The 21,716-nt window shown below is 70.3% G+C and carries 20 protein-coding genes and 1 riboswitch; of the genes, 4 read left to right on the forward strand and 16 right to left on the reverse strand.

The window, feature by feature from the left end:
• Positions 1-45: 45 nt before the first annotated feature.
• The 7 genes from GCN81_RS09345 to GCN81_RS09375 all read right to left on the reverse strand — a co-directional run bounded on the left by GCN81_RS09345 (position 46) and on the right by GCN81_RS09375 (position 8,246).
• Positions 46-1,392 (reverse strand): NAD(P)/FAD-dependent oxidoreductase, encoded by a 1,347-nt coding sequence (locus GCN81_RS09345; protein WP_156723594.1) that lies wholly within the window; start codon positions 1,390-1,392, stop codon positions 46-48.
• 41 nt (positions 1,393-1,433) lie between these two features.
• Positions 1,434-2,897, reverse strand: coding sequence for an MFS transporter (locus GCN81_RS09350; RefSeq protein ID WP_156723596.1), 1,464 nt, complete (start codon positions 2,895-2,897; stop codon positions 1,434-1,436).
• 45 nt (positions 2,898-2,942) lie between these two features.
• A complete protein-coding gene (locus tag GCN81_RS09355) occupies positions 2,943-4,229 on the reverse strand; it encodes a wax ester/triacylglycerol synthase domain-containing protein (protein ID WP_156723598.1) in 1,287 nt (428 codons plus the stop codon).
• A gap of 72 nt (positions 4,230-4,301) precedes the next feature.
• Positions 4,302-4,610, reverse strand: a complete 309-nt coding sequence (locus GCN81_RS32960) for a response regulator transcription factor (RefSeq protein ID WP_156723600.1) — start codon at positions 4,608-4,610, stop codon at positions 4,302-4,304.
• A gap of 204 nt (positions 4,611-4,814) precedes the next feature.
• Complete coding sequence (locus GCN81_RS09365; RefSeq protein ID WP_156723602.1) at positions 4,815-5,564, reverse strand: succinate dehydrogenase/fumarate reductase iron-sulfur subunit; 750 nt, start codon at positions 5,562-5,564, stop codon at positions 4,815-4,817.
• Complete coding sequence (locus GCN81_RS09370; RefSeq protein ID WP_156723604.1) at positions 5,561-7,540, reverse strand: fumarate reductase/succinate dehydrogenase flavoprotein subunit; 1,980 nt, start codon at positions 7,538-7,540, stop codon at positions 5,561-5,563. The genes GCN81_RS09365 and GCN81_RS09370 overlap by 4 nt, the downstream gene beginning before the upstream one ends.
• Before the next feature lies 1 nt (position 7,541).
• Positions 7,542-8,246, reverse strand: coding sequence for a succinate dehydrogenase (locus tag GCN81_RS09375; RefSeq protein WP_156723606.1), 705 nt, complete (start codon positions 8,244-8,246; stop codon positions 7,542-7,544).
• A 95-nt stretch (positions 8,247-8,341) separates the two neighbouring features.
• Here GCN81_RS09375 and GCN81_RS09380 point away from each other — a divergent pair, with 95 nt between their 5' ends.
• A complete protein-coding gene (locus tag GCN81_RS09380; RefSeq protein WP_156723608.1) occupies positions 8,342-9,250 on the forward strand; it encodes a LysR family transcriptional regulator in 909 nt (302 codons plus the stop codon).
• A gap of 84 nt (positions 9,251-9,334) precedes the next feature.
• Positions 9,335-10,486: a phosphate ABC transporter substrate-binding protein PstS gene (gene pstS / locus GCN81_RS09385; protein WP_407697957.1), complete on the forward strand. Its 1,152-nt coding sequence runs from the start codon at positions 9,335-9,337 to the stop codon at positions 10,484-10,486.
• 62 nt (positions 10,487-10,548) lie between these two features.
• On the opposite strand, the gene GCN81_RS09390 is transcribed toward pstS, so the two are convergent.
• A complete protein-coding gene (locus GCN81_RS09390; protein ID WP_156723610.1) occupies positions 10,549-11,043 on the reverse strand; it encodes a DoxX family protein in 495 nt (164 codons plus the stop codon).
• Between the two features lie 281 nt (positions 11,044-11,324).
• Between GCN81_RS09390 and GCN81_RS09395 the strand changes: the two genes are divergently transcribed.
• The gene (locus tag GCN81_RS09395; RefSeq protein WP_156723612.1) at positions 11,325-12,320 is read left to right on the forward strand and encodes an ABC transporter substrate-binding protein; all 996 of its coding nucleotides are present in this window, start codon (positions 11,325-11,327) and stop codon (positions 12,318-12,320) included.
• An 83-nt stretch (positions 12,321-12,403) separates the two neighbouring features.
• Here the strand turns inward: GCN81_RS09395 and GCN81_RS09400 are convergent, their stop codons facing one another.
• From GCN81_RS09400 to GCN81_RS09425, 7 genes are all read right to left on the reverse strand, one after another.
• Positions 12,404-13,411, reverse strand: a complete 1,008-nt coding sequence (locus GCN81_RS09400; RefSeq protein WP_156723614.1) for a slipin family protein — start codon at positions 13,409-13,411, stop codon at positions 12,404-12,406.
• Positions 13,412-13,511: 100 nt separating this feature from the next.
• Positions 13,512-15,419: a TIM barrel protein gene (locus GCN81_RS09405; protein ID WP_156723616.1), complete on the reverse strand. Its 1,908-nt coding sequence runs from the start codon at positions 15,417-15,419 to the stop codon at positions 13,512-13,514.
• Entirely contained in the window at positions 15,416-16,183 is a 768-nt protein-coding gene (locus GCN81_RS09410; protein WP_156723618.1) for an ABC transporter ATP-binding protein, read from the reverse strand. Before GCN81_RS09410 ends, GCN81_RS09405 begins: the two co-directional genes overlap by 4 nt.
• Entirely contained in the window at positions 16,176-17,261 is a 1,086-nt protein-coding gene (locus GCN81_RS09415; RefSeq protein ID WP_156723620.1) for a FecCD family ABC transporter permease, read from the reverse strand. The genes GCN81_RS09410 and GCN81_RS09415 overlap by 8 nt, the downstream gene beginning before the upstream one ends.
• The gene (locus tag GCN81_RS09420) at positions 17,242-18,366 is read right to left on the reverse strand and encodes an ABC transporter substrate-binding protein (RefSeq protein WP_156723621.1); all 1,125 of its coding nucleotides are present in this window, start codon (positions 18,364-18,366) and stop codon (positions 17,242-17,244) included. Before GCN81_RS09420 ends, GCN81_RS09415 begins: the two co-directional genes overlap by 20 nt.
• 179 nt (positions 18,367-18,545) lie before the next feature.
• Positions 18,546-18,730, reverse strand: a riboswitch (cobalamin riboswitch).
• 135 nt (positions 18,731-18,865) lie between these two features.
• A complete protein-coding gene (locus GCN81_RS32965; RefSeq protein WP_371657075.1) occupies positions 18,866-18,940 on the reverse strand; it encodes a 50S ribosomal protein bL37 in 75 nt (24 codons plus the stop codon).
• A 48-nt stretch (positions 18,941-18,988) separates the two neighbouring features.
• Entirely contained in the window at positions 18,989-20,215 is a 1,227-nt protein-coding gene (locus GCN81_RS09425) for an acyl-CoA dehydrogenase family protein (protein WP_156723623.1), read from the reverse strand.
• 152 nt (positions 20,216-20,367) lie between these two features.
• Here GCN81_RS09425 and GCN81_RS09430 point away from each other — a divergent pair, with 152 nt between their 5' ends.
• Positions 20,368-21,015 (forward strand): TetR family transcriptional regulator, encoded by a 648-nt coding sequence (locus GCN81_RS09430; RefSeq protein ID WP_156723625.1) that lies wholly within the window; start codon positions 20,368-20,370, stop codon positions 21,013-21,015.
• A 103-nt stretch (positions 21,016-21,118) separates the two neighbouring features.
• Here the strand turns inward: GCN81_RS09430 and def are convergent, their stop codons facing one another.
• On the reverse strand, positions 21,119-21,658 hold the full coding sequence (def, locus tag GCN81_RS09435) for a peptide deformylase (RefSeq protein ID WP_156723626.1): 540 nt from the start codon (positions 21,656-21,658) through the stop codon (positions 21,119-21,121).
• Between the last annotated feature and the right edge of the window lie 58 nt (positions 21,659-21,716).

A 21,716-nucleotide genomic window follows, 5' to 3' on the forward strand; every position in this document is an offset into this window, starting at 1 on the left:
GTGAAGGGAGGGGGATGAGTGAGGGAAGGGGGTGTGGACGGCCGGTCAGACCAGGTACTCGCCCATGGGGCCGAGGTTCTTGGCGATCAGCTGATCAGCGAGCCGGGTCGCCCCTGGAATGCGCCGGGGGGCTCCATGGATGAGTGACCGCACCATGCGCAGCTTCCACCCGGGGTCGGTCCCCGGCTCCATGTAGCGCAGCAGTGCGTGGATGCTGGCCGGGGCGTAGAACTGCGCGGGGTCGATCATCGTGGCGAACATGCCGACCATGTCACGACCGTGCGTAGGGCTGCGGGTCATGGCCCGGATGAATGCGAGCTCCTCGCGTGTGTGGTTGGCGATGGTCGCGTGCTCACGCGTGTAGCGGAAGTGGCCGGTGACCAGGGCATCGCGCCGTCGGCCGTAGCGCGCCAGCGCCTCGGGCAGCGGGGTGCGCCCGGCCAGACCCGTATCGATGCACTCCGCGAGCAGTTCGGCCCCGCGCAGCGCGTCGGTGATCCCGGCCGCGGTGATCGGGTCCCGGGTGTATCCCGCGTCTCCGACCAGGGCCCAGCCCGGCCCGTGGGAACGGCGCAGGAAGTTGGGGACCGATCCCGTCATCCAGCGGTCGACGCGCTTGGTCTCCCGCAGGAGCTGGGCCCGTTCCGGGTCGACCTTGGCGAACGCGGAGATCACGGTACGGTCGCGGTCCTCGTCGCTCGACGCCTTGAAGTCGCGTACGGGCAGCGCCACCCCCACGATGGTCAGGCCGTCGTGGGTCGGCCAGGTGAACGCGTGCTGGTGCGCGTGGCGATAGGTGCGTACGCGGCCGTCGTGCGGCAGTCCTTCCCAGTAGGACCAGTGGCTCTTGTTGAGTACGGGGTGGGAGTCGTACTTCTCGGCCCCGAGCAGGCGGGCCAGCGTGGAGTTGGAGCCGTCCGCGCCCACGACGACACGGGCGTGCTCGACGACCGGAGTGCGGCCCTCGGCCTCCCCTCGTACGCCGGTGACGGTGCCGTCTTCGGTGATCAACTCGCGGACCGAGACACCCTCGCGCAGTTCCGCACCGGCCTTGACGGCCGCGTCGAGCAGGATCTGGTCCAGCTTGCCGCGCTCTGGGGAGTAGGCCTCACCCACGCCGTCGACGACGGGCAGTTCGGCCATGAGTTCCACCGGCCCGCTCCGCAGACCGTACTCCCGGATCGGCGGACAGCCCGTGGCCGCCATCTGATCGAGCAGCCCCCAGCGTTTGAGCCGGAGGATGCCTGGTGGATGGAGCAGGTTGGTCGCCGCCGCCTTGCCACCCGGGAATACGGCCCGGTCGAGCAGCAGGACTCGATATCCCGCCTTCGACAGCAGCATCGCTGTGGCAGCACCGCTGATCCGTGCGCCCACGACGATCGCGTCGTACATATCGCCTCCCTGGACGATCTGATGGATGTTCCGTGACGTGTTCAGCGGTGCGATCGCTGCAGCGTGCTGTCCTGGGCGACGGACTCGGTGTCCGGGATCGCGTGTTCGACCGTGACGGCGCGGGGTTCCTTTGACCGCCGTGGTGCGGCGAGGATCGCGAGGCAGCCGAGAGCGGCGAGCGCGGCGCCGAGCCAGGAGGCGGGGACCAGGCCGTCCACGAACTGCTGCGGGGAGGCGTAGCCGCCCTGTGCGGTGAACACCGATGTCAGGACCGCCACACCGAGTACGCCGCCGAGTTCCCGGAAGGTGTTGTTCGCCCCGGACACGATGCCCTGGTCGGCCGGGGCGACAACCGCCATCGCCATCTCGGCCACCGGAGCGAAGAACAGTCCGAGCCCCACGCCGCCCAGCACCAAGCCGGGAATCTGGTCCACGTACTGGGTGTCCACGCTGGCCACCGCGGCGAGCCAGCCGAGCCCCACGGCCTCGAAGAGGAGGCCGGCGGCCACCACCACCCGGTTGCCGAACCTCGGGGTCAACAGGGCGGCGAGCGGAGCGACCACTACGGGCATCGCCGTCCACGGCAGCATCCTGACCCCGGCCTCCAGCGGGCTGAATCCCTGGATCAGCTGCATGAACTGGGTCAGCAGGAACACCAGTCCGAACATGGCGGCGAACATCAGCAGGCTGGCGGCGTTGACGGCGCTGAACGCGCGGTTGCGGAACAGCCGCATCGGCAGCATCGGACGGCGCGTACGGATCTCCCAGCCGACGAAGGCCACGAGTCCCACCACCCCGCCGACCAGGGGACTGAGCACCGCGCCGCTGGTCCAGCCGTGTTCCGTGGTCCGTACGAGGGCGAAGACCACGCCGAACATGCCGACGCATCCAAGGAGCGTGCCGACCGGGTCGAGTGCGCTGTCGGGGTGCTTGCTCTCGGCCAGCTTCCACAGGCTCAGCAGCAGGACGACGACGCCGATCGGCACATTGACCCAGAAGATCCACTCCCAGGAGATCTTCTCCACGACGGCTCCGCCGATCAGCGGGCCCAGCGCCACGGCGAGTCCGCTCAACGCGCCCCAGATACCGAGCGCGATGCCTCGGCGGCGAGGCGGCACCGCGACCGTGAGCAGTGTCAGGGTCAGCGGCATGACCATGGCCGCGCCGAGCCCCTGTACCGCGCGGGCGACGATCAGCTGCTGTGAGCTGTCGGACAGTGCGCACGCGGCCGAGGCGCCAGTGAACACCACGAGTCCCACCACGAACATCCGGCGCCTGCCGAAACGGTCACCGGCCGCCGCGCCCGCCATGAGGAAGACCGCGAAGAACAGGGTGTAGGAGTTCACCGTCCATTCCAGGTCCTGCAGGCTGGTGTTGAGGGATTCCTGGATGGCGGGCAGCGCCGTGATGACGACGAGGTTGTCCAGGGCTGCCATGAAGACCGCGAGGCCGGTCACGACCAGCGTCCATACCGGGTGTCCGCGGGAACTGGACCGGCTGGGCATGAAGTTCCTCCAAAGGGTGTGGACGGGACGACCGAACGACAGGCTCTAGAGCAGGAGTAGCTCGTCCAGGGCTCCGCGCCAGAGAACGGCCAGCCGTTCCGCGCCAGGGACCCTTCGGTCGTAGAGGAAGCTCACCCGGACCCGCGATCCGCAGGACAACAAGGTCACGGAAAGGGCGTTACCCGGCAGGAGCACTCCGAGCGGGACCACGTCCACGACCGGATCACCGTGCAGGGAAAGGGAGTTCGGCAGGGTGTAGCTGGAGGCGTAGAGCGGTGCGGCGCGCGGATTGAGCAGCCGCCGCACCGTCCACCGGGTCACGGCGGACGGCAGGAGTCTGACCAGCACCCGGCTGGCGGGGCGCAGACCGTTGGAGCGCATCCGGTGGGTGTTTTCGACGAGTTGCCCGAAGGCCAGCGCCGAGGTGGCTTCGCGGGCCGGGAGGGTGACGACCGCGGTGGCGAGATGGTTGCCGACGGCCTCACCCTCACCTACGTCCCGGGTGCTCAGCGGCATCCGGACCGGGACGGGCGAGGCCTGGAACACCGAACGGATGTCCCGGGCTTTCCCTTCCGTGCTCCAGTCGGCCAGCGCACCACGCAGCGCCATCAAGAACGCGTCATTGACCGTGCCGCCGAACTTCCGTCCCAGCGTGCCCAGTTCCTGCCGGGTCGCGCTCACACTGCAGGTGGCCAGCTGCGCGGCATCGGGCCGGGGCGCCCTGGGCCAGGGCCGTACGGGCAGCAGCCCGCGCGCCAGCAACGTACTCACGCTCAGCGTGCCGCGCAGTAACTCCGAGGCGCCAGCGGGGAAGAGCGGTCCACCCCGCTCGCACGAGGGAAAGGGTCCGATCGGCTGCTCGCCCTTTCGGGCGGAGACGGTCTGCGGACCGTCTCCGAACAGCGTGGCGACGACATGGACAGCGCCCAGCCCGTCCTCCAGTGCGTGGTGGACGCGGTAGCACACGGCGTACTCCCCGGTCTCGTATCCGTGGACCAGCTCCAGGGACCAAGGCGGGCCGTCCCTGGGGAGCGGGTGGCGCACCACGGCGGTGAGCGCCTCGTCCAGCGAGGTCCCGGCGGGGAGCTCCCGCTCCGCCAGGTGGTCACGGAGGTCGAAGTCCGGGCTGGGAGTGCGGAACATCCGCCCCTGGTCGGTCACCGGCCGGTGAGTCAGCCGGGAGAGGTCGGGCAGCCGGTCCGCCAGGTGCTTGTGGAGCACGTCCAGTGACGGCGGGTTCCCGCGGAACCGTATGAACTGGCCCAGGATCGGGCCGGGGTCACGGCCCTGGGAGAGGAAGACTTCGTCGATCGGGTTGAGTGGCTGCTTCATAAGGCGCTCCCTCTGTCACCGTGTCATTTCCGTAAACACAGAGCCGAATCTCGGGCCGTTCACGTGAATACGCTATGCCGAGATTCTGCGATGGGGGACTGTCCCTTGGTACAGGTGTCGATGAACGTGCGCGACGAGACCTGCCTGCAACCTCGATTCAACACACAATTTACTCAGCACACGGGCCATATGGAACTTGACAGTGCGCTCGGTCACATTGAGGCGCCTGGCTATAGCGCGGTTCGAACTGCCCTCACCGAGCAGCTCGAACACCTCAGCCTCCCGTTCGGACAGCAGGGCGACCCGCTCGGCCTCAAGTTCCCAGGTGGGCGGCGTTGGTCGGGCTCCCGCGTTCGGACAGGATGTCGCAGTACAGGTCAAGACATTCCCCTGTTCGCCGTCGGTGCAAGAATTATGTGGCGCCGGGACGAGAGGTTGTCAAGAAATTGCATTGCTTTCTCGCGGGGCGAGAAAGCCCCCGATTTCCGCTCTCCCGCCCAGCGAGAAAGTGCTACACAAACGCCTGGGCTCGGACGCATTTGCGTCCGAGCCCAGGCGTTCGGAATACTTGCGGTGGACCGGGGTTCATCCGCGGCGGCTGTGGCGGGTGGCCCGTAGCCACTCGCGGTTCATGGCCGCGATCGACGGCAGCGGGATGCCCTTGGGGCACGCCGTGGCGCACTCGCCCGCGAGGGTGCAGCCGCCAAAGCCCTCCGCGTCCATCTGGCCCACCATGTCCAGGACCCGGGTCTCGCGCTCGGGTGCGCCCTGGGGCAGGACATTGAGGTGGTTGACCTTCGCCGAGGTGAAGAGCATCGCGGAGCCGTTGGGGCAGGCCGCCACGCAGGCGCCGCATCCGATGCACTCGGCGTGCTCGAAGGCGAAGTCGGCGTCCGGCTTGGGGACCGGCGTCGCGTGTGCCTCGGGGGCGGACCCGGTGGGGACGCTGATGTAGCCGCCCGCCTGGATGATGCGGTCGAAGGACGAGCGGTCCACCACCAGGTCCTTGACCACGGGGAAGGCCGCGGCGCGCCAGGGTTCGATGTCGATGGTGTCGCCGTCCTTGAAGGACCGCATGTGGAGCTGGCAGGTGGTGGTGCGTTCGGGGCCGTGGGCGTCGCCGTTGATGACCAACGAGCAGGCGCCGCAGATGCCTTCGCGGCAGTCGTGGTCGAAGGCGACGGGGTCCTCGCCGCGCAGGATGAGGTCCTCGTTGAGGGTGTCGAGCATTTCCAGGAAGGACATGTCCGGGGAGATGCCGTCCACCTCGTACGTGGACATCGTGCCGTCGGCGTCGGTGTGGCGCTGGCGCCAGACGCGCAGGGTGAGCCTCATGCGTAGCTCCGCTGAGTGGGGTGGACGTAGGCGAAGTCGAGGTGTTCCTTGTGCAGGACGGGGGCCTCGCCGGTTGCGGTGAACTCCCAGGCCGCGGCGTAGGAGAAGGTGTCGTCCTGGCGGGCTGCCTCGCCGTCGGGGGTCTGCGACTCCTCACGGAAGTGGCCGCCGCAGGACTCGGCCCGGTGCAGGGCGTCCAGGCACATCAGCTCGGCGAGCTCCAGGTAGTCGACGACGCGATTGGCCTTCTCCAGGGACTGATTGAGCTCCTCGCCGGTGCCGGGGACCTTGATGCGGCGCCAGAACTCGTCGCGGAGCTGCGGGATGCGTTCCAGGGCCTTGCGGAGTCCGGTGTCGGTGCGGGCCATACCGCAGAACTCCCACATCAGTTCGCCCAGTTCGCGGTGGAAGGAGTCCGGGGTGCGGTCGCCGTCGACGGCCAGCAGGCGGGCCAGGCGGTCCCGGGTGGCGGTGAGGGCCTCGTGTACGGCGGGGTGGTCGGCGTCCAGGCTGTCGGCGGGGGCGGTGTGCGGGTGGCGGGCCAGGTAGTCGTTGATGGTGGCGGGCAGCACGAAGTAGCCGTCGGCGAGGCCCTGCATCAGCGCGGAGGCGCCGAGGCGGTTGGCGCCGTGGTCGGAGAAGTTGGCCTCGCCGATCGCGAACAGCCCGGGGATGGTGGTCTGCAGGTCGTAGTCGACCCAGAGGCCGCCCATCGTGTAGTGCACGGCGGGGTAGATCCGCATCGGCACCTCGTACGGGTTCTCGGCGGTGATCCGCTCGTACATATCGAAGAGGTTGCCGTACTTCTCCTCGACCTTGGCGCGGCCCATGCGCGTGATGGCGTCGGCGAAGTCGAGGTAGACGCCCTGGCCGCCGGGGCCCACTCCCCTGCCCTCGTCGCAGACGTTCTTCGCGGCGCGGGACGCGATGTCGCGCGGCACCAGGTTGCCGAAGGCGGGGTAGATCCGCTCCAGGTAGTAGTCGCGTTCGGCCTCGGGGATCTCGTCCGGCGGGCGGGTGTCGCCCTGCGCTTTGGGGACCCAGATCCGGCCGTCGTTGCGCAGCGACTCGCTCATCAGGGTCAGCTTGGACTGGTGGTCGCCGGTGCGCGGAATGCAGGTGGGGTGGATCTGGGTGAAGCAGGGGTTGGCGAAGTGGGCGCCGCGCCGGTGGGCCCGCCAGACGGCGGTGGCGTTGGAGTTCATGGCGTTGGTCGACAGGTAGAAGACGTTGCCGTAGCCGCCGGTGGCCAGGACGACGGCGTCCGCGAAGTGAGTTTCGATCCGTCCCGTGATCAGGTCGCGGGCGACGATGCCGCGCGCGGCGCCGTCCACGACGATCAGATCGAGCATCTCGGTACGGGGACGCATCTCGACGTTTCCGGCCGCGATCTGCCGGGACAGGGCCTGGTAGGCGCCGAGGAGCAGTTGCTGGCCGGTCTGGCCGCGCGCGTAGAAGGTACGCGAGACCTGGACGCCGCCGAAGGAGCGGGTGTCCAGCAGGCCGCCGTACTCGCGGGCGAAGGGCACGCCCTGGGCCACGCACTGGTCGATGATCTCGACGGAGATCTGCGCCAGGCGGTGGACGTTGGACTCGCGGGCCCGGAAGTCGCCGCCCTTGACGGTGTCGTAGAAGAGGCGGTGCACGGAGTCGCCGTCGTTGCGGTAGTTCTTGGCGGCGTTGATGCCGCCCTGGGCGGCGATCGAGTGGGCGCGGCGGGGCGAGTCCTGGTAGCAGAACTGCACGACGTGGTAGCCCTGTTCGGCCAGGGTGGCGCCGGCGGCGCCGCCCGCGAGCCCGGTGCCGACCACGATCACGGTGTGCCCGCGCCGGTTGGCCGGGTTGACCAGCTTCGCCTCGAAGCGGCGGGTGTCCCAGCGCTGCGCGATCGGTCCGGTGGGGGCCTTGGTGTCGGCGATCGGCTCGCCGGTGGCGTACGAGGTGTACGAGGAGGTGTGCGTGAGGTCAGGGGCCATGTCAGCTCACCCATCCGGTCATGACGGCTACGGGTACGGAGGCGAATCCCACGGTCAGCGCGAGCGCCAGGGCGGTCGCCGCCGCCTTGAGGGCGCGGTCACGGGTGGCGCTGCCCACGCCGAGGGTCTGGGCGGCGCTCCAGAAGCCGTGCCGGATGTGGAATCCGAGGGCGAGCACTGCGACGAGGTAGATGGCGTTGCCGTACCAGGTGCCGAAGGTGGCGAGGACGTTCTCGTACGGGTGGCCTGGCTGGGCGTTCTCGTTGACGGTCAGGGTGGTGAGGTCCAGCAGGTGCCACACGATGAACAGGCCGAGGATGACGCCGCCCCAGCGCATGGTGCGGGTCGCGTAGCTGGTGCGGAGCCGCTTGTGGACGTACGTGCTGGGGCGCGCCTTGATGTCGCGCCGACTGAGCTGGTACGCGGACACCGCGTGCAGGACGACGGCGGCCAGCAGCCCCACGCGTACGCCCCACAGCGCCCACTCGTAGTGCAGGGCGGGCTCGCCGAGGGTGCGCAGCCAGTGGGCGTAGCCGTTGAACTCGTCGGCCCCGAAGAAGATCTTGAGGTTGCCCAGCATGTGGGCGACCAGATAGAGCAGCATGACCAGTCCGCTGACGGCCATCACGGTCTTCTTGCCGACGGACGAGTCCCAGATGATGCGCGCCATGGACGGCCGTCGGTCCGTCCGCGTTCCCAGAGCCATAGAGGAGACGCTAGGGGCGCCCGCCCTCAGAGGTCCAAGACATAGTCTGGCTTAAATCCATAGGCTGAACCTATTGACGGGGCTAGAGTGGCGGTATGCAGTTCCAGCAGCTTCGCTACTTCGTGGCCGTCGCCGAGACCCGGCACTTCACCCGCGCCGCCGAGCGGATGCATGTCGCCCAGCCCTCGCTGTCGCAGCAGATCCGGGCGCTGGAGCGGGAGCTGGGCACGGATCTGTTCAGTCGCGCTCGGGGCAACATCACCCTCACCGACGCGGGTCAGACCCTGCTGCCGCTGGCCCGGCGCATCCTCGCCGACACGGACACCGCGCGCCAGGAGGTCGCCGAGGTGGCGCAGCTGCGCCGCGGCCGGGTGCGGCTGGGCGCCACGCCCAGCCTGTGCACCGGACTGCTGCCGGACGTACTGCGCGCCTTCCACGACCTCCATCCAGGCATCCGGCTGCTGATCAATGAGGGTGGCTCGCACGATCTGGTCCGCCATCTCGCCCGCGGCGCGCTGGACCTGGCCCTCATCGCGCTGCCGCTGCCCAGCCCGGCACCCGCGTTGAGCGCTGTCCCACTGCTGCGCGAGGACCTGGTGGTGGTGTCGGCGCCGCAGGTGCCCGCGCCGGGCGGCGGTGCCACACCGCTGGAGATCTCCGCGCTGGCGGGCGAGCGTCTTGTGATGTTCCGGCACGGCTACGACCTGCGGGAGCTGACGGTCACGGCCTGCCGCGCGGCCGGGTTCGAGCCGGACTTCGCCGTGGAGGGCGGCGAACTGGACGCGGTACTGGGCTTCGTACGCGCCGGGCTCGGGGTCGCTGTGGTCCCGCATATGGTCGCCACCCGCGCGGGGCACGGACTGCGGGTCACGCCGCTGGCGGAACCCGGGCTGCACCGCACTATCGCCCTGGCCCACCGCAGCGATGTGGCCCCGCCGCGTGCGGCCCGTGAGCTTCAGCGCATGCTGCTGGCCACGGAGTTCACTCCCGTACGGCGAGGCTGACGCCCGGTGTTCGTCCGGGGTTCGCCCTGAGGCGACCCGCGTCGTCGATCATCTGAATCCCTTGAGCAGACCATCAGATGGGGAATCAAGGTGCAGCATCGACGGAAGTCCCGCTCCTTCGTCCTGCCCATGGCCGCGGGCGCGACCGCGGCGACACTGGCGATCGGGGGTGTGCTGCTGTTCTCCCGCGAGGTGCGCGATGCCCCCGAAGGCCGCGTTGACGCCCGGCAGTCGGCTCCGGCTCCAGCGCGGATCGAGTGCGCCGAGAGCGGCAGAGTGGCCGGATCGGGGTCTACCGCCCAGCAGAACGCGGTGAAGCACTGGATCAAGGAGTACCAGCGGGCGTGTCCGGGGGTGCGGATCGCGTACCGTCCGATCGGGTCAGGGGCCGGGGTGGCCCAGTTCCTGCGGGGTGCCACGGCGTTCGGGGGCACTGACGGCGCGTTGAAGCCGGACGATGTGGAGTGGTCCAGGAAGGTCTGTCCCGGTGGCCGGGCCATTGACCTGCCCATGGTGGGCGGTCCGGTGGCCATCGGCTACAACCTGCCGGACGTGTCCGATCTGGTCCTGGATGCCCCGACGCTGGCGAAAATCTACGACTCCCGGATCACGCGGTGGGACGACCCGGCGATTCGGAAGCTGAACCCCGGTGCCGAGCTGCCCGGCAGCGAGATCCGGGCGGTTCACCGCTCCGACGAGTCGGGCACGACGCAGAACCTCAACGCCTACCTCGCCGAGGCGGCACCACGGGAGTGGCCGTACGCCGCGGACAAGGCGTGGCAGGCCAGGGGCGGCCATTCGGGCAACGGTTCCGACGGTGTGGTGGCCGAGGTGAAGTCGACCCCCGGGTCCCTCGGCTACTTCGAGTTGTCCTTCGCCGAGGCCGGGAAGATTCCCACGGTACGGATCGACACCGGCGCCGCCGAGCCGGTCGAGGCCAGCCCGGAGACCGCATCGGTCGGTATCGCGGCGGCCGAAGTGGTGGGCGAGGGAAAGGACTTGAGCCTCAAGCTGGACTACGGCACGAGCGCCGACGGTGCCTACCCGATCGCGCTGGTCGCGTACGAGATCGTCTGCGACCGGGGCAACGATCCCATGACGCTGCCCGCGCTGAAGTCGTTCCTCAGTTACACGGCGGGCGAGGAGGGGCAGAAGCTCCTTCCCTCCATCCACTACGCACCGCTGCCCGAGAGCGTCGCCGTCCGGGTACGGGAGATTATCCGTACGCTCTCCTGACTGGCCCTCCTGACGGGCCCCTCCTGTCCTGACCGGCTCACCTCCACCCAACCGGCCCCACGTCAGGGGCGCGTGGCCGCTTCGAGCCCGGCGTGGCGGGCGAGGCGCGCGTCGAGCGAGTGCGGGCCAGCCCCGACCGTGAGCAGGAAGAGACCGCCGCACAGTTGGGCGACGTCGGTACGCGAGGCATGGGCGAAGTCCCACCAACCGCTCGCGTCGGCGAACAGCGGCGCGTCGCCCCACAGGATGGGCAGCTTGGTGATGGCCAGCGCACCGATCATGTTGACGACCATTACGGCGGCGGCCACACGGGTCAGCAGACCGGCCAGGAGCAGCAGGCCACAGGCGATCTCCAGGACCCCGTCGAGCGGCGCGAAGAAGCCAGGGGCGGGGATACCGGCCAGGTCGAAACGGCCGGTGCCGAGCCGGTCGGGATACAGGAACTTCTGGATGCCCTCGGACAGGAACACCGCCCCGGCGTAGAGGCGAATCAGGATCACCGCGCCCGGCGCCTGGGTGGCGGTGAGCCGCGCCCACCAGTGGGCGATGTCGGGCATACGGTACCCCTCTTGCGCTGCGCCGCTACGGCCAGCGCCCCGGGCGGGACGCCGGTGTCGGCGGGCGTATCGTCCAGTCGCGCGGGCCCGCCGCGCAAGCAACAACGCCGGGAACGCGCCACGTTGCCCCGGCCGCTCCCCCACGCGTCCCGACACCACGCCAGCCCCGCCATTCCACTGGGCCACACCTCACTTGCCCCCAGCGCACGTCAAGGTTAGCCTCACCTTACTTACGGTCCGGGGTGAAATTCGGGCCACCGCCAGGAGAGGTCTTTCCCTAGATGTCCAGTTCCCGCACCCGGTCCGCGACGTTCGTCGCTCTCGCCGCCGCTGCCGCCGTCACCCTCACCGCCTGTGGCGGGGGCGACAGCGACACGTCCAGCAAGTCCTCCAAGGACAACAAGGACAAGACGAGCGACGCCGCCACGCACACCGTGCGGGACGCCATGGGGGACGTTAAGGTCCCGGACAGCCCCAAGCGTGTCGTCGTGCTCGACACCGACGCGCTCGACTCGGCCGTCACCCTTGGTGTCACTCCGGTCGGGGCCTCCACCGTCGTGGAGGAGGCGCCCTTCTCCACGTACCTTCCCGAGGACAAGCTCAAGGGCATCAAGCCGATCGGCGTGATCGGCGAGCCGAACCTCGAGGCGATCAACGCGCTGAAGCCGGACCTGATCCTCGGCAGCAAGGTCCGCTACGAGAAGCACTACAAGTCGCTGTCGGCCATTGCCCCGACCGTCTTCTCCGAGACCACCGGCCCGACCTGGCGCAAGAACTTCGACCTGCACGCCGACGCGCTCGGCCAGAAGAACGAGGCCAAGAAGGTCGTTTCCGACTACGAGGCGCACATCAAGCGGCTGACCGACGCGCTCGGCGGACCGGCCGAGGCGAAGAAGACCAAGGTCGGCTTCGTCCGCTTCATCGAGGGCGCGGACACCCGCCTCTACCTCAACGACACGTTCGTCGGCTCCATCCTGAAGGACCTTCAGGTCGGCCGTCCGGCGAACCAGGACACCGACGGCTTCTCGCTCGACGTCAGCCCCGAGCAGATCGACAAGGCCAACGCCGACGTCGTCTTCTACTCGACCTACGGGGACCCGAAGAAGGCCAAGGAGACCCAGACCACCGGTGGTCCGCTGTGGAAGAAGCTGGACGCGGTGAAGAACAAGAAGACCTACAAGGTCGACGACAACCTGTGGATGCTCGGCATCGGCTACACGGGCGCGGGCATGATCCTGGACGAGATGGAGAAGAGCTACGGCGGCGCCGCCGAGTGACCTCTCACTGACCGCCTGACCCCATGACTGAGGGGCCCGTACGGATTCCGTACGGGCCCCTCAGTCATGGGGCCGGGATGCTGCTAAGTGTCACCGGGAGCCCGGGGGTTCGGGGGCTCCTCGGGTGCCGGGGGCGCTGGCGGCTCATCGGGTGCCGGGGGTTGCTCAGCATCCAGGGCCTGTTCAAGCTCCAGGTCTCCCTCGACCTTCAGGCCCTCCTCCAGCTTCGCGGCCTCCGGGGCGTCCGGGGCCTCCAGGAGCGGCTCCGCGAGATCCGGCACCTCGGCAGGGGCCCCGTCCTCATCCTCATCTGGACTGAGCGGGTAATCCGGGTTGTGGGAGCGTTCCAGGAAGCGCAGCAGCTCGACGGGGAAGGGCAGGACCAGGGTGGAGTTCTTCTCGGCGGCGACGGCCACGACGGTCTGCAGCAGGCGCAGTTGGAGCGCCGCCGGTTCTCGGGACATCTGGTGGGCGGCCTCGGCGAGTTTCTTGGACGCCTGGAGTTCGGCGTCGGCGTTGATCACGCGGGCGCGGCGCTCGCGATTGGCCTCGGCCTGCCGGGCCATCGAGCGCTTCATCGTCTCCGGCAGCGAGACGTCCTTGATCTCGACCCGGTCGATGGTCACGCCCCACTCGAGCGCTGGGCTGTCGATCATCAGCTCCAGGCCTTGGTTGAGCTTCTCGCGGTTGGACAGCAGGTCATCGAGCTCGCTCTTGCCGATGATGGAACGCAACGAGGTCTGCGCCATCTGCGCGACCGCGAACCGGTAGTCCTCGACGCGCACGATCGCGCTGGCCGGGTCCACCACCTTGAAGTAGACGACGGCGTCCACCCGGACCGTGACGTTGTCCCGGGTGATGCCCTCCTGCGCGGGCACCGGCAGCGTCACGATCTGCAGATTGACCTTGACCATCCGGTCGATGGCCGGGACGATCATGGTGAATCCGGGCGGCCTGATGTGCTCCTTGAGGCGTCCGAGGCGGAAGACCAGACCCCGCTCGTACTGTTTCACCACGCGGGCCGCCGCAGCCACATACACCGCACCGGCTGTCGCGGCCGTCAGACCTACTGTGAGCAGCTCTTCGAGCATGACGACCCCTTGTCGTCCGAGGCGCCCGTCACTACCACGATATGCCCGGGAATCGGCCAGGTCGAGCCCGCCCGGAACCCGCCAGGCCAGGGCCCCTGGCTCAGCCGTCGACGTCTGAGTGGTCCGGGAGGTCCGAGAGGGTGGCGGTGTAGCGCTGGATCTCTCCCGCGGTGCGGTCGCAACCGATCAGGACCGGCCGGGGGCCGAGGTGGTGGAGCTCGGCGCTGTGACGGTGGGTGGCTCCGGAGCGAGGGTCGTGGACCGTGGCGTCGTACGCGCTCACGGCGCGGCTGGTGGCGGGGTCGGTGGCAGGGTCGGTGGCGGCCTCCCGGTGAAGGGTCAGCCGGTGGGCGGTCCAGTCCCAGCCGTAGTGGCGGAAGAGCGCGCGCTCGATGACCTGCTCGCCGGGGTCGGGCAGGCAGCACCAGCCGCGGTAGAGGTCCATCAGGTCGGCCGGGTCGCCGGTGCGGTCGACCAGCCGCGCCATGCGGTCGGGCGTGAGGTTGCCCCAGTACCGGCCTTCGGGGAAGTCGACCAGGGTGGGCGCGAAGCGGTGGCCGCCGAAGCTGCTGATACGCCATACCCGTACCGCCCCGCCGCTGCCGTGGGCCGCGCGGAGCCGCTGGTAGAACGGGTAGCCGAGGGTGCCACAGCAGGCGTCGACCGAGGCGTGGGTGCAGACGACCAGGTCACGGTGGGCGGTCCGGTCGCGGTGCGCGGAGAAGGGCGCGAGCGCGGCGGGGTCCTCGGTGAAGAGGGCGTCGATCAGCGCCGGGGCGCGGTCGGCGGGCAGGTGGTGTTCGATGCGGGTGAGGGGGGCGGCGGGGCCCGGGGCGCGGTCGAAGCGGATGATGCGCATCTGCCAGGGCGTGGAGTAGTCCGGGTCGGGTGCGGCGGCGAACGTCTTCATGGTCAGGCCGCGTTCGGTGGTGCGGCGGGTGGCGGTACGCAGGGCGGCCCGCAGTGGTGCGGGGACCCGGTCGGTCTCCCATACCGGGGTGCCCATGCCGGGGGGCCAGGGCAGCGGGAGTTCGAGCATCAGGAAGCGGTCGAAGGGGCGCGCGGTGCCGATCGGGTCCTCGGCCGCGGTGCGGGCGATCAGGGAACAGGACCGGTCGGCGGGGATCGCGGGCGCGGGCCGCGACCGCCCGGCCGGTGGGCGGCCCGCGAGCGCGTCGCGGAGGTGGTGGCGGGCGCGTTCCGCCTCGGAGTCGAGTTCTTCGACCGTACCCAGACGGGTGACGCTCTCCACGGCGCTGGGCCCGGTGAAGCCATGGGCGCGCAGCGTGCGGTAGAGGGAGGTGAAGTCCACGATGCCGTCGCCTGGGGTGATCGCCGGTGGCATGCCTCCGGTGGCGGTGGCCCGGTTACTGCCGCGGACGGGGTGGTCGCGGGCGCCCACCGCGGCGATGTACGGGGCGAGTTCGGCCAGCCCGTCGGCGGGCGGCTTGCCGCCGTAGTGCACCAGGTTGCCGGGGTCCCAACAGGCCTGGAAGGCTTCGTGGCCGACGCGTTGGACGACGGACAGGGTGTCGGCGGCACTGCGGGTCAGGCCGCCGTGCGGCTTGACGGCGATGGTCACGCCGTGGGCGGCGGCGGACGGGGCGGCGGCCGCCATGAGCCGTAGGTAGCGGTCGCCGTGGGTGAGTTCGGGGCATCCCATGTCGACCAGGGTGGTGACGCCCAGGCGGGCGCAGTGGTCGATCTGGCGGCGCAGCGCGTCCAGCGCCCGCTCGTCGGGGCCGTCCAGGTCGGCGGCGTGGCTGAGGACGAGCAGCCGCAGCCCGTGGTCGCGGATGAGCGCGGCGACCTCGGCGGCGCGGGTGGCCGGGGTGTCGGGGGTGATCACTTCGGTGACGCCGTGCACGGGGAGGGCGACGGCGTCGTATCCGGCGGTGCGGATGCCGCGCAGGGCGCGGGCGAGGGGGAACTGTGCCCAGGGCCGCACGGTGCAGGCGAGGTGGGCTTCGTGGCCGCGCGTGGGCGTGGGTGTGGGTATGGGGCTCATGAGGGCGGCTCCTGGTCGTAGCGGGTGACGATGACACGGCGCGGCGGGCTGCCCGGGTCGTCGGAGTCGTCGAGGACGAGGGCGTGCGCGCGGACGCCGTAGAGGGCGCCGACGGTGTGGTCGGTCAGCAGGGCGTCGGCTGGTCCGACGCGTACGTCGGTGCCGCCGAACATCAGCATCGCGGTGTCGGCGATCTCCATGGCGTGGTCGGGGTGATGGGTGGTCAAGACGATGCTCCGGCCCTCGTCCGCCAGGCCGCGCAGCAGATGCAGCACCCGTCCCTGGTTGCGGAGGTCCAGCGCGGACGCGGGCTCGTCCAGGACCAGTACCGGGCTTTCGGAGGCGATCGCCCGGGCGATCAGCACCAGTTGGCGTTCTCCGCCGCTGAGCTGTGGGTAGTCGCGGTGAGCCAGGTGGTCGAGCCCGACGCGTTCCAGGGCGGCGTGGGCTCGTTCGGTGTCGCGGCGGCCGGGTGTGGCCAGCGGCCGCAGGTGCCGGGCTCGGCCCATCAGCACCATGTCCAGGGCCGTGTAAGCGAAGGGCGTGCGGTGGCTCTGCGGGACGAAGCCGATCGCGCCGTCGGCGCGTATCCGCCCCTCGGTGGGCGTCGCGAGGCCGACCATACAGCGCAACAGAGTGGTCTTGCCGCGGCCGTTAGGCCCGAGCACGGTGAGGATGCCGCCCGGCGTGAGCCGGTGCGAGACGCCGCGGAAGAGCCAGTCGCTCCCGTCGTGGGTGAAGCCGAGGCCGTCGAGCTCAAGCATCGGACCACATCCCCCGGCGGCTACGGTGCAGGAGCAGCAGGAAGACCGGCGCTCCGACCAGGGCGGTGAGCACGCCGAGCGGGATCTCGGCCACACCCAGGTTGCGGGTCAGCGTGTCGATGGCGGTGAGGTACGCGGCGCCCAGGCCCAGGCTCACCGGGATGAGCACCCGGTGGTCGGGGCCGACCCACAGGCGGGCCAGGTGCGGCACCACGAGCCCCACCCAGCCGATGACTCCGCTCACCGCGACCGCCCCGGCGACGACGGCGGCCACCGCGGTGAGCAGCAGCCAGCGCAGCCGCCCCGGGCGCAGCCCGAGCGTCATGGCGTCCTCGTCGCCGAGTGACAGGACGTTGATCCGCCAGCGCAGCGCGCAGATCAGGGCCCCGCCCAGCAGGACCGGCACCGCGGCCACCGCGACCTTGCCGTAGGTGGCCGTGGCCAGACTGCCCAGGAGCCAGAACACGATGGACTGCAACTCGCCGTACGGGTCGGCGAGATACGTCAGCAGGGACACCAGGGCCGCGAAGAACGCCCCGACGACGATGCCGGACAGGACGATCGTCAGCGGCGGCGCGGGCCCGCGTACCCGGCTGGTGGCGAACACCGCCACCAGGGCGAGCAGTCCGAAGCCGAACGAGCCGAGCACCAGGGCGGCCGAGCCGAGGCCGAGCACGATCGCGAGGGCCCCGCCGAAGGACGCGCCGGAGGACACGCCGAGGATCTGCGGGCTGACGATCGGGTTACCGAAGACGGCCTGGAGTGCCGCGCCGCAGACCGCGAGGCCCGCGCCGACCAACATGGCCAGCAGGACGCGTGGCAGCCGCACCTGGAGTACGGCGGCCTCCTCGGTGTCCGTCCAGGTCCGCTCGATCGGCAGCAACTGGCCGATGAGTATCCGCAGGACCTGGTCGAAGCCGACGGTGTAGCGGCCGATGGCGAGGGCGATGACGCCGACGAGCAGCACCGCGAGCGGCAGTCCGATCAGGGCTGAGCGCTGGCGTCGGCGGCCGATGGCCAGTGTGGGGGCCGGGGCCTGGTCGCGCGCCCGGGCGCGCTCAGTGGCCGAAGTCGGCATAGTCCCGGGAGGCGCTGTTGGTGCGCAGCTGGAGGATGGTGTCCAGTTGGGCGCGGGTGGGCTTGGTGCCGTACAGGAACGCGTACTGCGAGGCGACTTCGGCCCGCAGGCCGGGCGCTCCGGTGCCGTGCACCAGACCGGCGAGCCACTGCCACATGAGGGGCGACTCCTGGCTGGGCGGGTCCCAGCGGTAGCCGCCGAGTGGCACCTTGTAGACGCGGCGTTCGCGCACCGCGCGCAGGGTGCGGAGTGCGGGATCGTCGTACAGGTCCTTGGGGGTGGCGGGGCCGAAGTTGCCGAGCAGGACGATGTCGGGGTTCCACGTGAGGAGTTGTTCGACGTCGATGGTGGCTTGCTCGTCCTTGATCGCTTCGGCGGGGTTGCGGCCGCCGACGAGTTCGGTGACGAAGTGGTTGTACGAGTCCTTGCCGCCGACGTGGAGTCCGTCGGCGGCTCCACGCAGGTAGAGCACGGACGGCCGGGCGCCGTCGCGGCGGGGCAGTTCGGCGCGCAGGCGCTTGAGCTGTCCGCGCATGTCGCGGCGGATGCGTGCGGCGCGGTCCTGTTTGCCGAGGAGTTCGCCGTACAGAGTGAGGGCGGACTCCAGGTCGCGTTGGGTGCCGTAGGTGAGCTCGGCGACCTTCAGGCCCGCCTTGCGCAGGGGTTCGACGATGCCTGGCCCACGGTCGCCCCACTGGATCACCACGTCCGGATTCAGGGCGAGGACGCTCTCCACGTTGGGGGCGAACTCGGCCGCCGCCACATCAGTGGGGACCTTGAGCAACTCCGGGTAGGCCGTGCCCAGGAAGCTGCCCTCGATGGCGGTGCGGGAGGCGGCGTTCATCCCGGCGAGCGCCTCGGGGCCGCCGTTCACGGCGACCACCATGGACGCGGCGGGCAGCGGGATGGTGACGACCCGGCGTGCGGGGCGCGGCAGTTCGACGGTCTTTCCGGTCAGGTCGGTGGCGGTGAGTCCCTTGCCGGTGTCCGCTGGTGCGGCGCGTCCGCAGGCGGTGGCGAGCAGGGGCAGGGTGGCCGCGGCGAGCGCGCCTCCCAGGAGTCGGCGACGCGAGACATGCTCACTCGGCACGGCGCGTTCGGGCATCCGGGGTTCCTCTCGCGTCCGGGGTACGGCCCGCCAGGGGAACGGCACCCGGGACGGCGGCGTACGGCCAGCACACGGCCCCGAGGACCGTGAGCGGCGCACGCCGAGCACCCGAACGCGACTGCCGCCTTGGACTGCGCGGCAGCGCGCATGCACGCCTCCTGGGGTCCACGCCCCGTGGATGGTGTCCGCGACAGGTCAGTGTCCTGACTCCCGGATCGTCACTCACCCCAACCTTCCAGCCTGGCGGCCGTGGTCGTCTGTGGGGTTCGCTCCCCGGTCACAGTGGCGGGACCGTGCCGGTTTCTCACCGGCTTCCTGATGCCCGTCGCGTTGGTCGACGGCTCACAGTAGTCACGGCGGCCGGACCTGGGAAGTCAGCCGAGGCGGCGCACCGGAGTGCGGCGGCGTGCGGGGCGGGGGCGGGCGCGGGACGCGGACCTCACAGCGGCCGGTCCCCCGCCCGGGTGGGCAGGGGACCGGCCGCTGTGTGCCGCGCTCAGGTGTTGGGGCGCTTGCCGTGGTTGGCGCTCTTCTTCTTGCGGGCGCGCCGCTTGTTGCCTCGCTTCGACATCGGCAGACATCTCCTTATGTCAGGACTTGTCCCCATTGTGTGGCGATGTCAGCGGATCGGCATGCCCGACAGCGTGCGCGCGATCACCAGGCGCTGGATCTCGCTGGTGCCCTCGAAGATCGTGTAGATCGCCGCGTCCCGGTGCATCCGCTCGACCGGGTACTCGCGTGTGAAGCCGTTGCCGCCGAGGATCTGGACGGCCTGAGCGGTGACCTTCTTGGCGGTCTCACTGGCGTAGAGCTTGGACATGGAACCCTCGGCCGAGGTGAACTTCTTGCCGGTGGTCGCCATCCAGGAGGCGCGCCACACCAGCAGCCGGGCCGCGTCGATCTGCGTACGCATGTCGGCCAGCTGGAAGGCGACGCCCTGGTTGTCGATGATCGGGCGGCCGAACTGGGTCCGCGTCTTCGCGTACTCCAGGGCCTCCTCGTACGCGGCCCGCGCGGTGCCCACCGCCATCGCTCCGACCGCCGGGCGGGAGGCCTCGAAGGTGGCCATCGCGGCGTTCTTGACGCGCTCACCGCCGGTCTTGGCGCGCTCCCTGGCGCGGGCCAGGCGCTCGTCAAGCTTGTCCTTGCCGCCGAGCAGGCAGTGGCCGGGCACCCGGACGTCTTCCAGGACGACCTCGGCGGTGTGCGAGGCGCGGATGCCGTGCTTCTTGAACTTCTGCCCCTGGGACAGGCCGGGTGTCGCGGGCGGGACGATGAAGGAGGCGTGGCCCTTGGAGCCGAGCTCGGGGTCGACGACGGCCACGACGACGTGGACACCCGCGATGCCGCCGTTGGTCGCCCAGGTCTTGGTGCCGTTCAGCACCCACTCGCCCTTGACCTCGTCGTATACGGCGCGGGTGCGCATCGCGGCGACATCGGACCCGGCGTCCGGCTCGGACGAGCAGAAGGCGGCGACCTTCACGTCGTCCACGTCCCCGTACATCTGGGGTATCCAGGTGCCGATCTGCTCCTCGGTGCCGTTGGCCAGGACACCGACCGCCGCCAGCCCGGTACCGACGATCGACAGGGCGATGCCCGCGTCGCCCCAGAAGAGCTCCTCCATGGCCATCGGGATGCCGAGCCCGGTCGGGTCGAAGAACTGCTGGGCATAGAAGTCGAGGGAGTAGATCCCGACCTTGGCCGCCTCCTGGATGACGGGCCAGGGGGTCTCCTCACGCTCGTCCCACTCGGCGGCCGCGGGGCGGATCACCTCGGCGGCGAAGCCGTGGAGCCAGTCCCGGACCTCCTTCTGCTCGTCGCTCAGCTCCATGGTGAACTCAGCCATGTCCCCTCCAGCACCTTGTTACTTACGGTAACTTGAGTCTGTTACTCGCAAGTAGCAGCTGTCAACTCCCGGCCGCTCGTTCGAGGAGACAGCGAGGGAGAGTGTTACGTTGCGCGTTGCGTCACGGAATCACACGGGCGGGGAGAACCACCATGGAGACGACCACGCAGCACACCGACCAGGAACGGTCGGCCGAGCGCAGGCGGCGCGAGTTGCTGGAGGCCGCCGACCGAGTGGTGCTCCGGGACGGGCCCGGCGCCTCGATGAACGCCATCGCCGCCGAGGCCGGGATCACCAAGCCGATCCTTTACCGGCACTTCGGCGACAAGGGCGGGCTGTACACCGCGCTCGCCAAGCGGCACACCGACGCGCTCCTTGGCGCCCTGCGTGCCGCGCTCGACGCGCCCGCCGAGCGCCGGGAACGGGTCGAGGCGACCCTGGACACCTATCTCGCCGCGATCGAGGCGCGGCCGCAGGTCTACCGCTTCCTGATGCACCCGGCCGAGACCGGGACCCAGGGCGAGCAGGGCTTCGACGTCGGACTGCACTCCGCGCCGGTACTGCGCAGGCTCGGCGAGGAACTCGCCGACGTCATCGCCGAGCGGGTCGACCTCGGCCCTGACAGCGCGCAGTTGGCGCGCGTCTGGGGGCACGGCATCGTCGGGATGATGCACGCGGCGGGCGACTGGTGGCTCGGCGAACGGCCCTGTTCCCGTGCCGAGTTGGTACGGAGTCTGGCGGATCTGCTCTGGGGGCGGCTGGCCGCGGCCGGTGACCGCCTGGGCGGGCCTGGGTTCTGAGCGACTGGCCGGTCTGAGAGCCAGAGCCACGCAGCGTGCGGAACCACCGGCCGCGGAACCACCGGCCGCGGAACTACCGGCCGCGAAACCACCAGCCGCGGGACTACCGGTTCCAGGGGGCCCGGCGGGCGGCGCGCAGCACGCGGCCGCGGCGCCAGCCGGTGAGCCGGTCGGCGTAGATCAGGCCGTCCAGATGGTCGCACTCGTGCTGCAGGCAGCGGGCGAAGAACCCGGTTCCCTCGACCCGTACCGGCTCACCGTGCAGGTCGACGCCCTCCACCAGGGCGTGGTCGAAGCGTTCGGTGCCCGCCTCGAGCCCCGGCAGCGAAAGACAGCCCTCGGGACCGCGTACGGTCACCCCGTCCGCTTCGACCAGGCGCGGATTCACCAGGTGTCCGACGTGGCGACGGTCCTCGTCGTCGGGGCAGTCGTACACGAACACGCGCTGGGCGACGCCGATCTGGTTCGCGGCCAGGCCGACGCCCGGGGCCGCGTACATCGTGGCGTACAGGTCCTCGATCAGCCGGGCCAGCGAGGGGCCGAAGTCGGTCACCTCCGCGCACGGGGCGTGCAGCACCGGATCGCCGAGCAGAGTCATCGGCCGTACGCGCCCGGAGCTGCCCGGGATGGAACCCTGTCGCATGGACGCAAGGGTACGTTCCGCCCACGCGGCGCCCTGCCACCGGCCCTTACCCGGTGGC

The sequence above is a fragment of the Streptomyces apocyni genome (genome assembly GCF_009739465.1).
Lineage (GTDB): Bacteria > Actinomycetota > Actinomycetes > Streptomycetales > Streptomycetaceae > Streptomyces > Streptomyces apocyni.

Bases quoted from the DNA above. Each gene is read 5' to 3' on its own strand.
- GCN81_RS09345 (WP_156723594.1), bottom strand. From the start codon at position 1,392: ATGTACGACGCGATCGTCGTGGGCGCACGGATCAGCGGTGCTGCCACA.
- GCN81_RS09350 (WP_156723596.1), bottom strand. From the start codon at position 2,897: ATGCCCAGCCGGTCCAGTTCCCGCGGACACCCGGTATGGACGCTGGTC.
- GCN81_RS09355 (WP_156723598.1), bottom strand. From the start codon at position 4,229: ATGAAGCAGCCACTCAACCCGATCGACGAAGTCTTCCTCTCCCAGGGC.
- GCN81_RS09365 (WP_156723602.1), bottom strand. From the start codon at position 5,564: ATGAGGCTCACCCTGCGCGTCTGGCGCCAGCGCCACACCGACGCCGAC.
- GCN81_RS09370 (WP_156723604.1), bottom strand. From the start codon at position 7,540: ATGGCCCCTGACCTCACGCACACCTCCTCGTACACCTCGTACGCCACC.
- GCN81_RS09375 (WP_156723606.1), bottom strand. From the start codon at position 8,246: ATGGCTCTGGGAACGCGGACGGACCGACGGCCGTCCATGGCGCGCATC.
- GCN81_RS09380 (WP_156723608.1), top strand. From the start codon at position 8,342: ATGCAGTTCCAGCAGCTTCGCTACTTCGTGGCCGTCGCCGAGACCCGG.
- GCN81_RS09390 (WP_156723610.1), bottom strand. From the start codon at position 11,043: ATGCCCGACATCGCCCACTGGTGGGCGCGGCTCACCGCCACCCAGGCG.
- GCN81_RS09395 (WP_156723612.1), top strand. From the start codon at position 11,325: ATGTCCAGTTCCCGCACCCGGTCCGCGACGTTCGTCGCTCTCGCCGCC.
- GCN81_RS09400 (WP_156723614.1), bottom strand. From the start codon at position 13,411: ATGCTCGAAGAGCTGCTCACAGTAGGTCTGACGGCCGCGACAGCCGGT.
- GCN81_RS09405 (WP_156723616.1), bottom strand. From the start codon at position 15,419: ATGAGCCCCATACCCACACCCACGCCCACGCGCGGCCACGAAGCCCAC.
- GCN81_RS09410 (WP_156723618.1), bottom strand. From the start codon at position 16,183: ATGCTTGAGCTCGACGGCCTCGGCTTCACCCACGACGGGAGCGACTGG.
- GCN81_RS09415 (WP_156723620.1), bottom strand. From the start codon at position 17,261: ATGCCGACTTCGGCCACTGAGCGCGCCCGGGCGCGCGACCAGGCCCCG.
- GCN81_RS09420 (WP_156723621.1), bottom strand. From the start codon at position 18,366: ATGCCCGAACGCGCCGTGCCGAGTGAGCATGTCTCGCGTCGCCGACTC.
- GCN81_RS09425 (WP_156723623.1), bottom strand. From the start codon at position 20,215: ATGGCTGAGTTCACCATGGAGCTGAGCGACGAGCAGAAGGAGGTCCGG.
- GCN81_RS09430 (WP_156723625.1), top strand. From the start codon at position 20,368: ATGGAGACGACCACGCAGCACACCGACCAGGAACGGTCGGCCGAGCGC.
- def (WP_156723626.1), bottom strand. From the start codon at position 21,658: ATGCGACAGGGTTCCATCCCGGGCAGCTCCGGGCGCGTACGGCCGATG.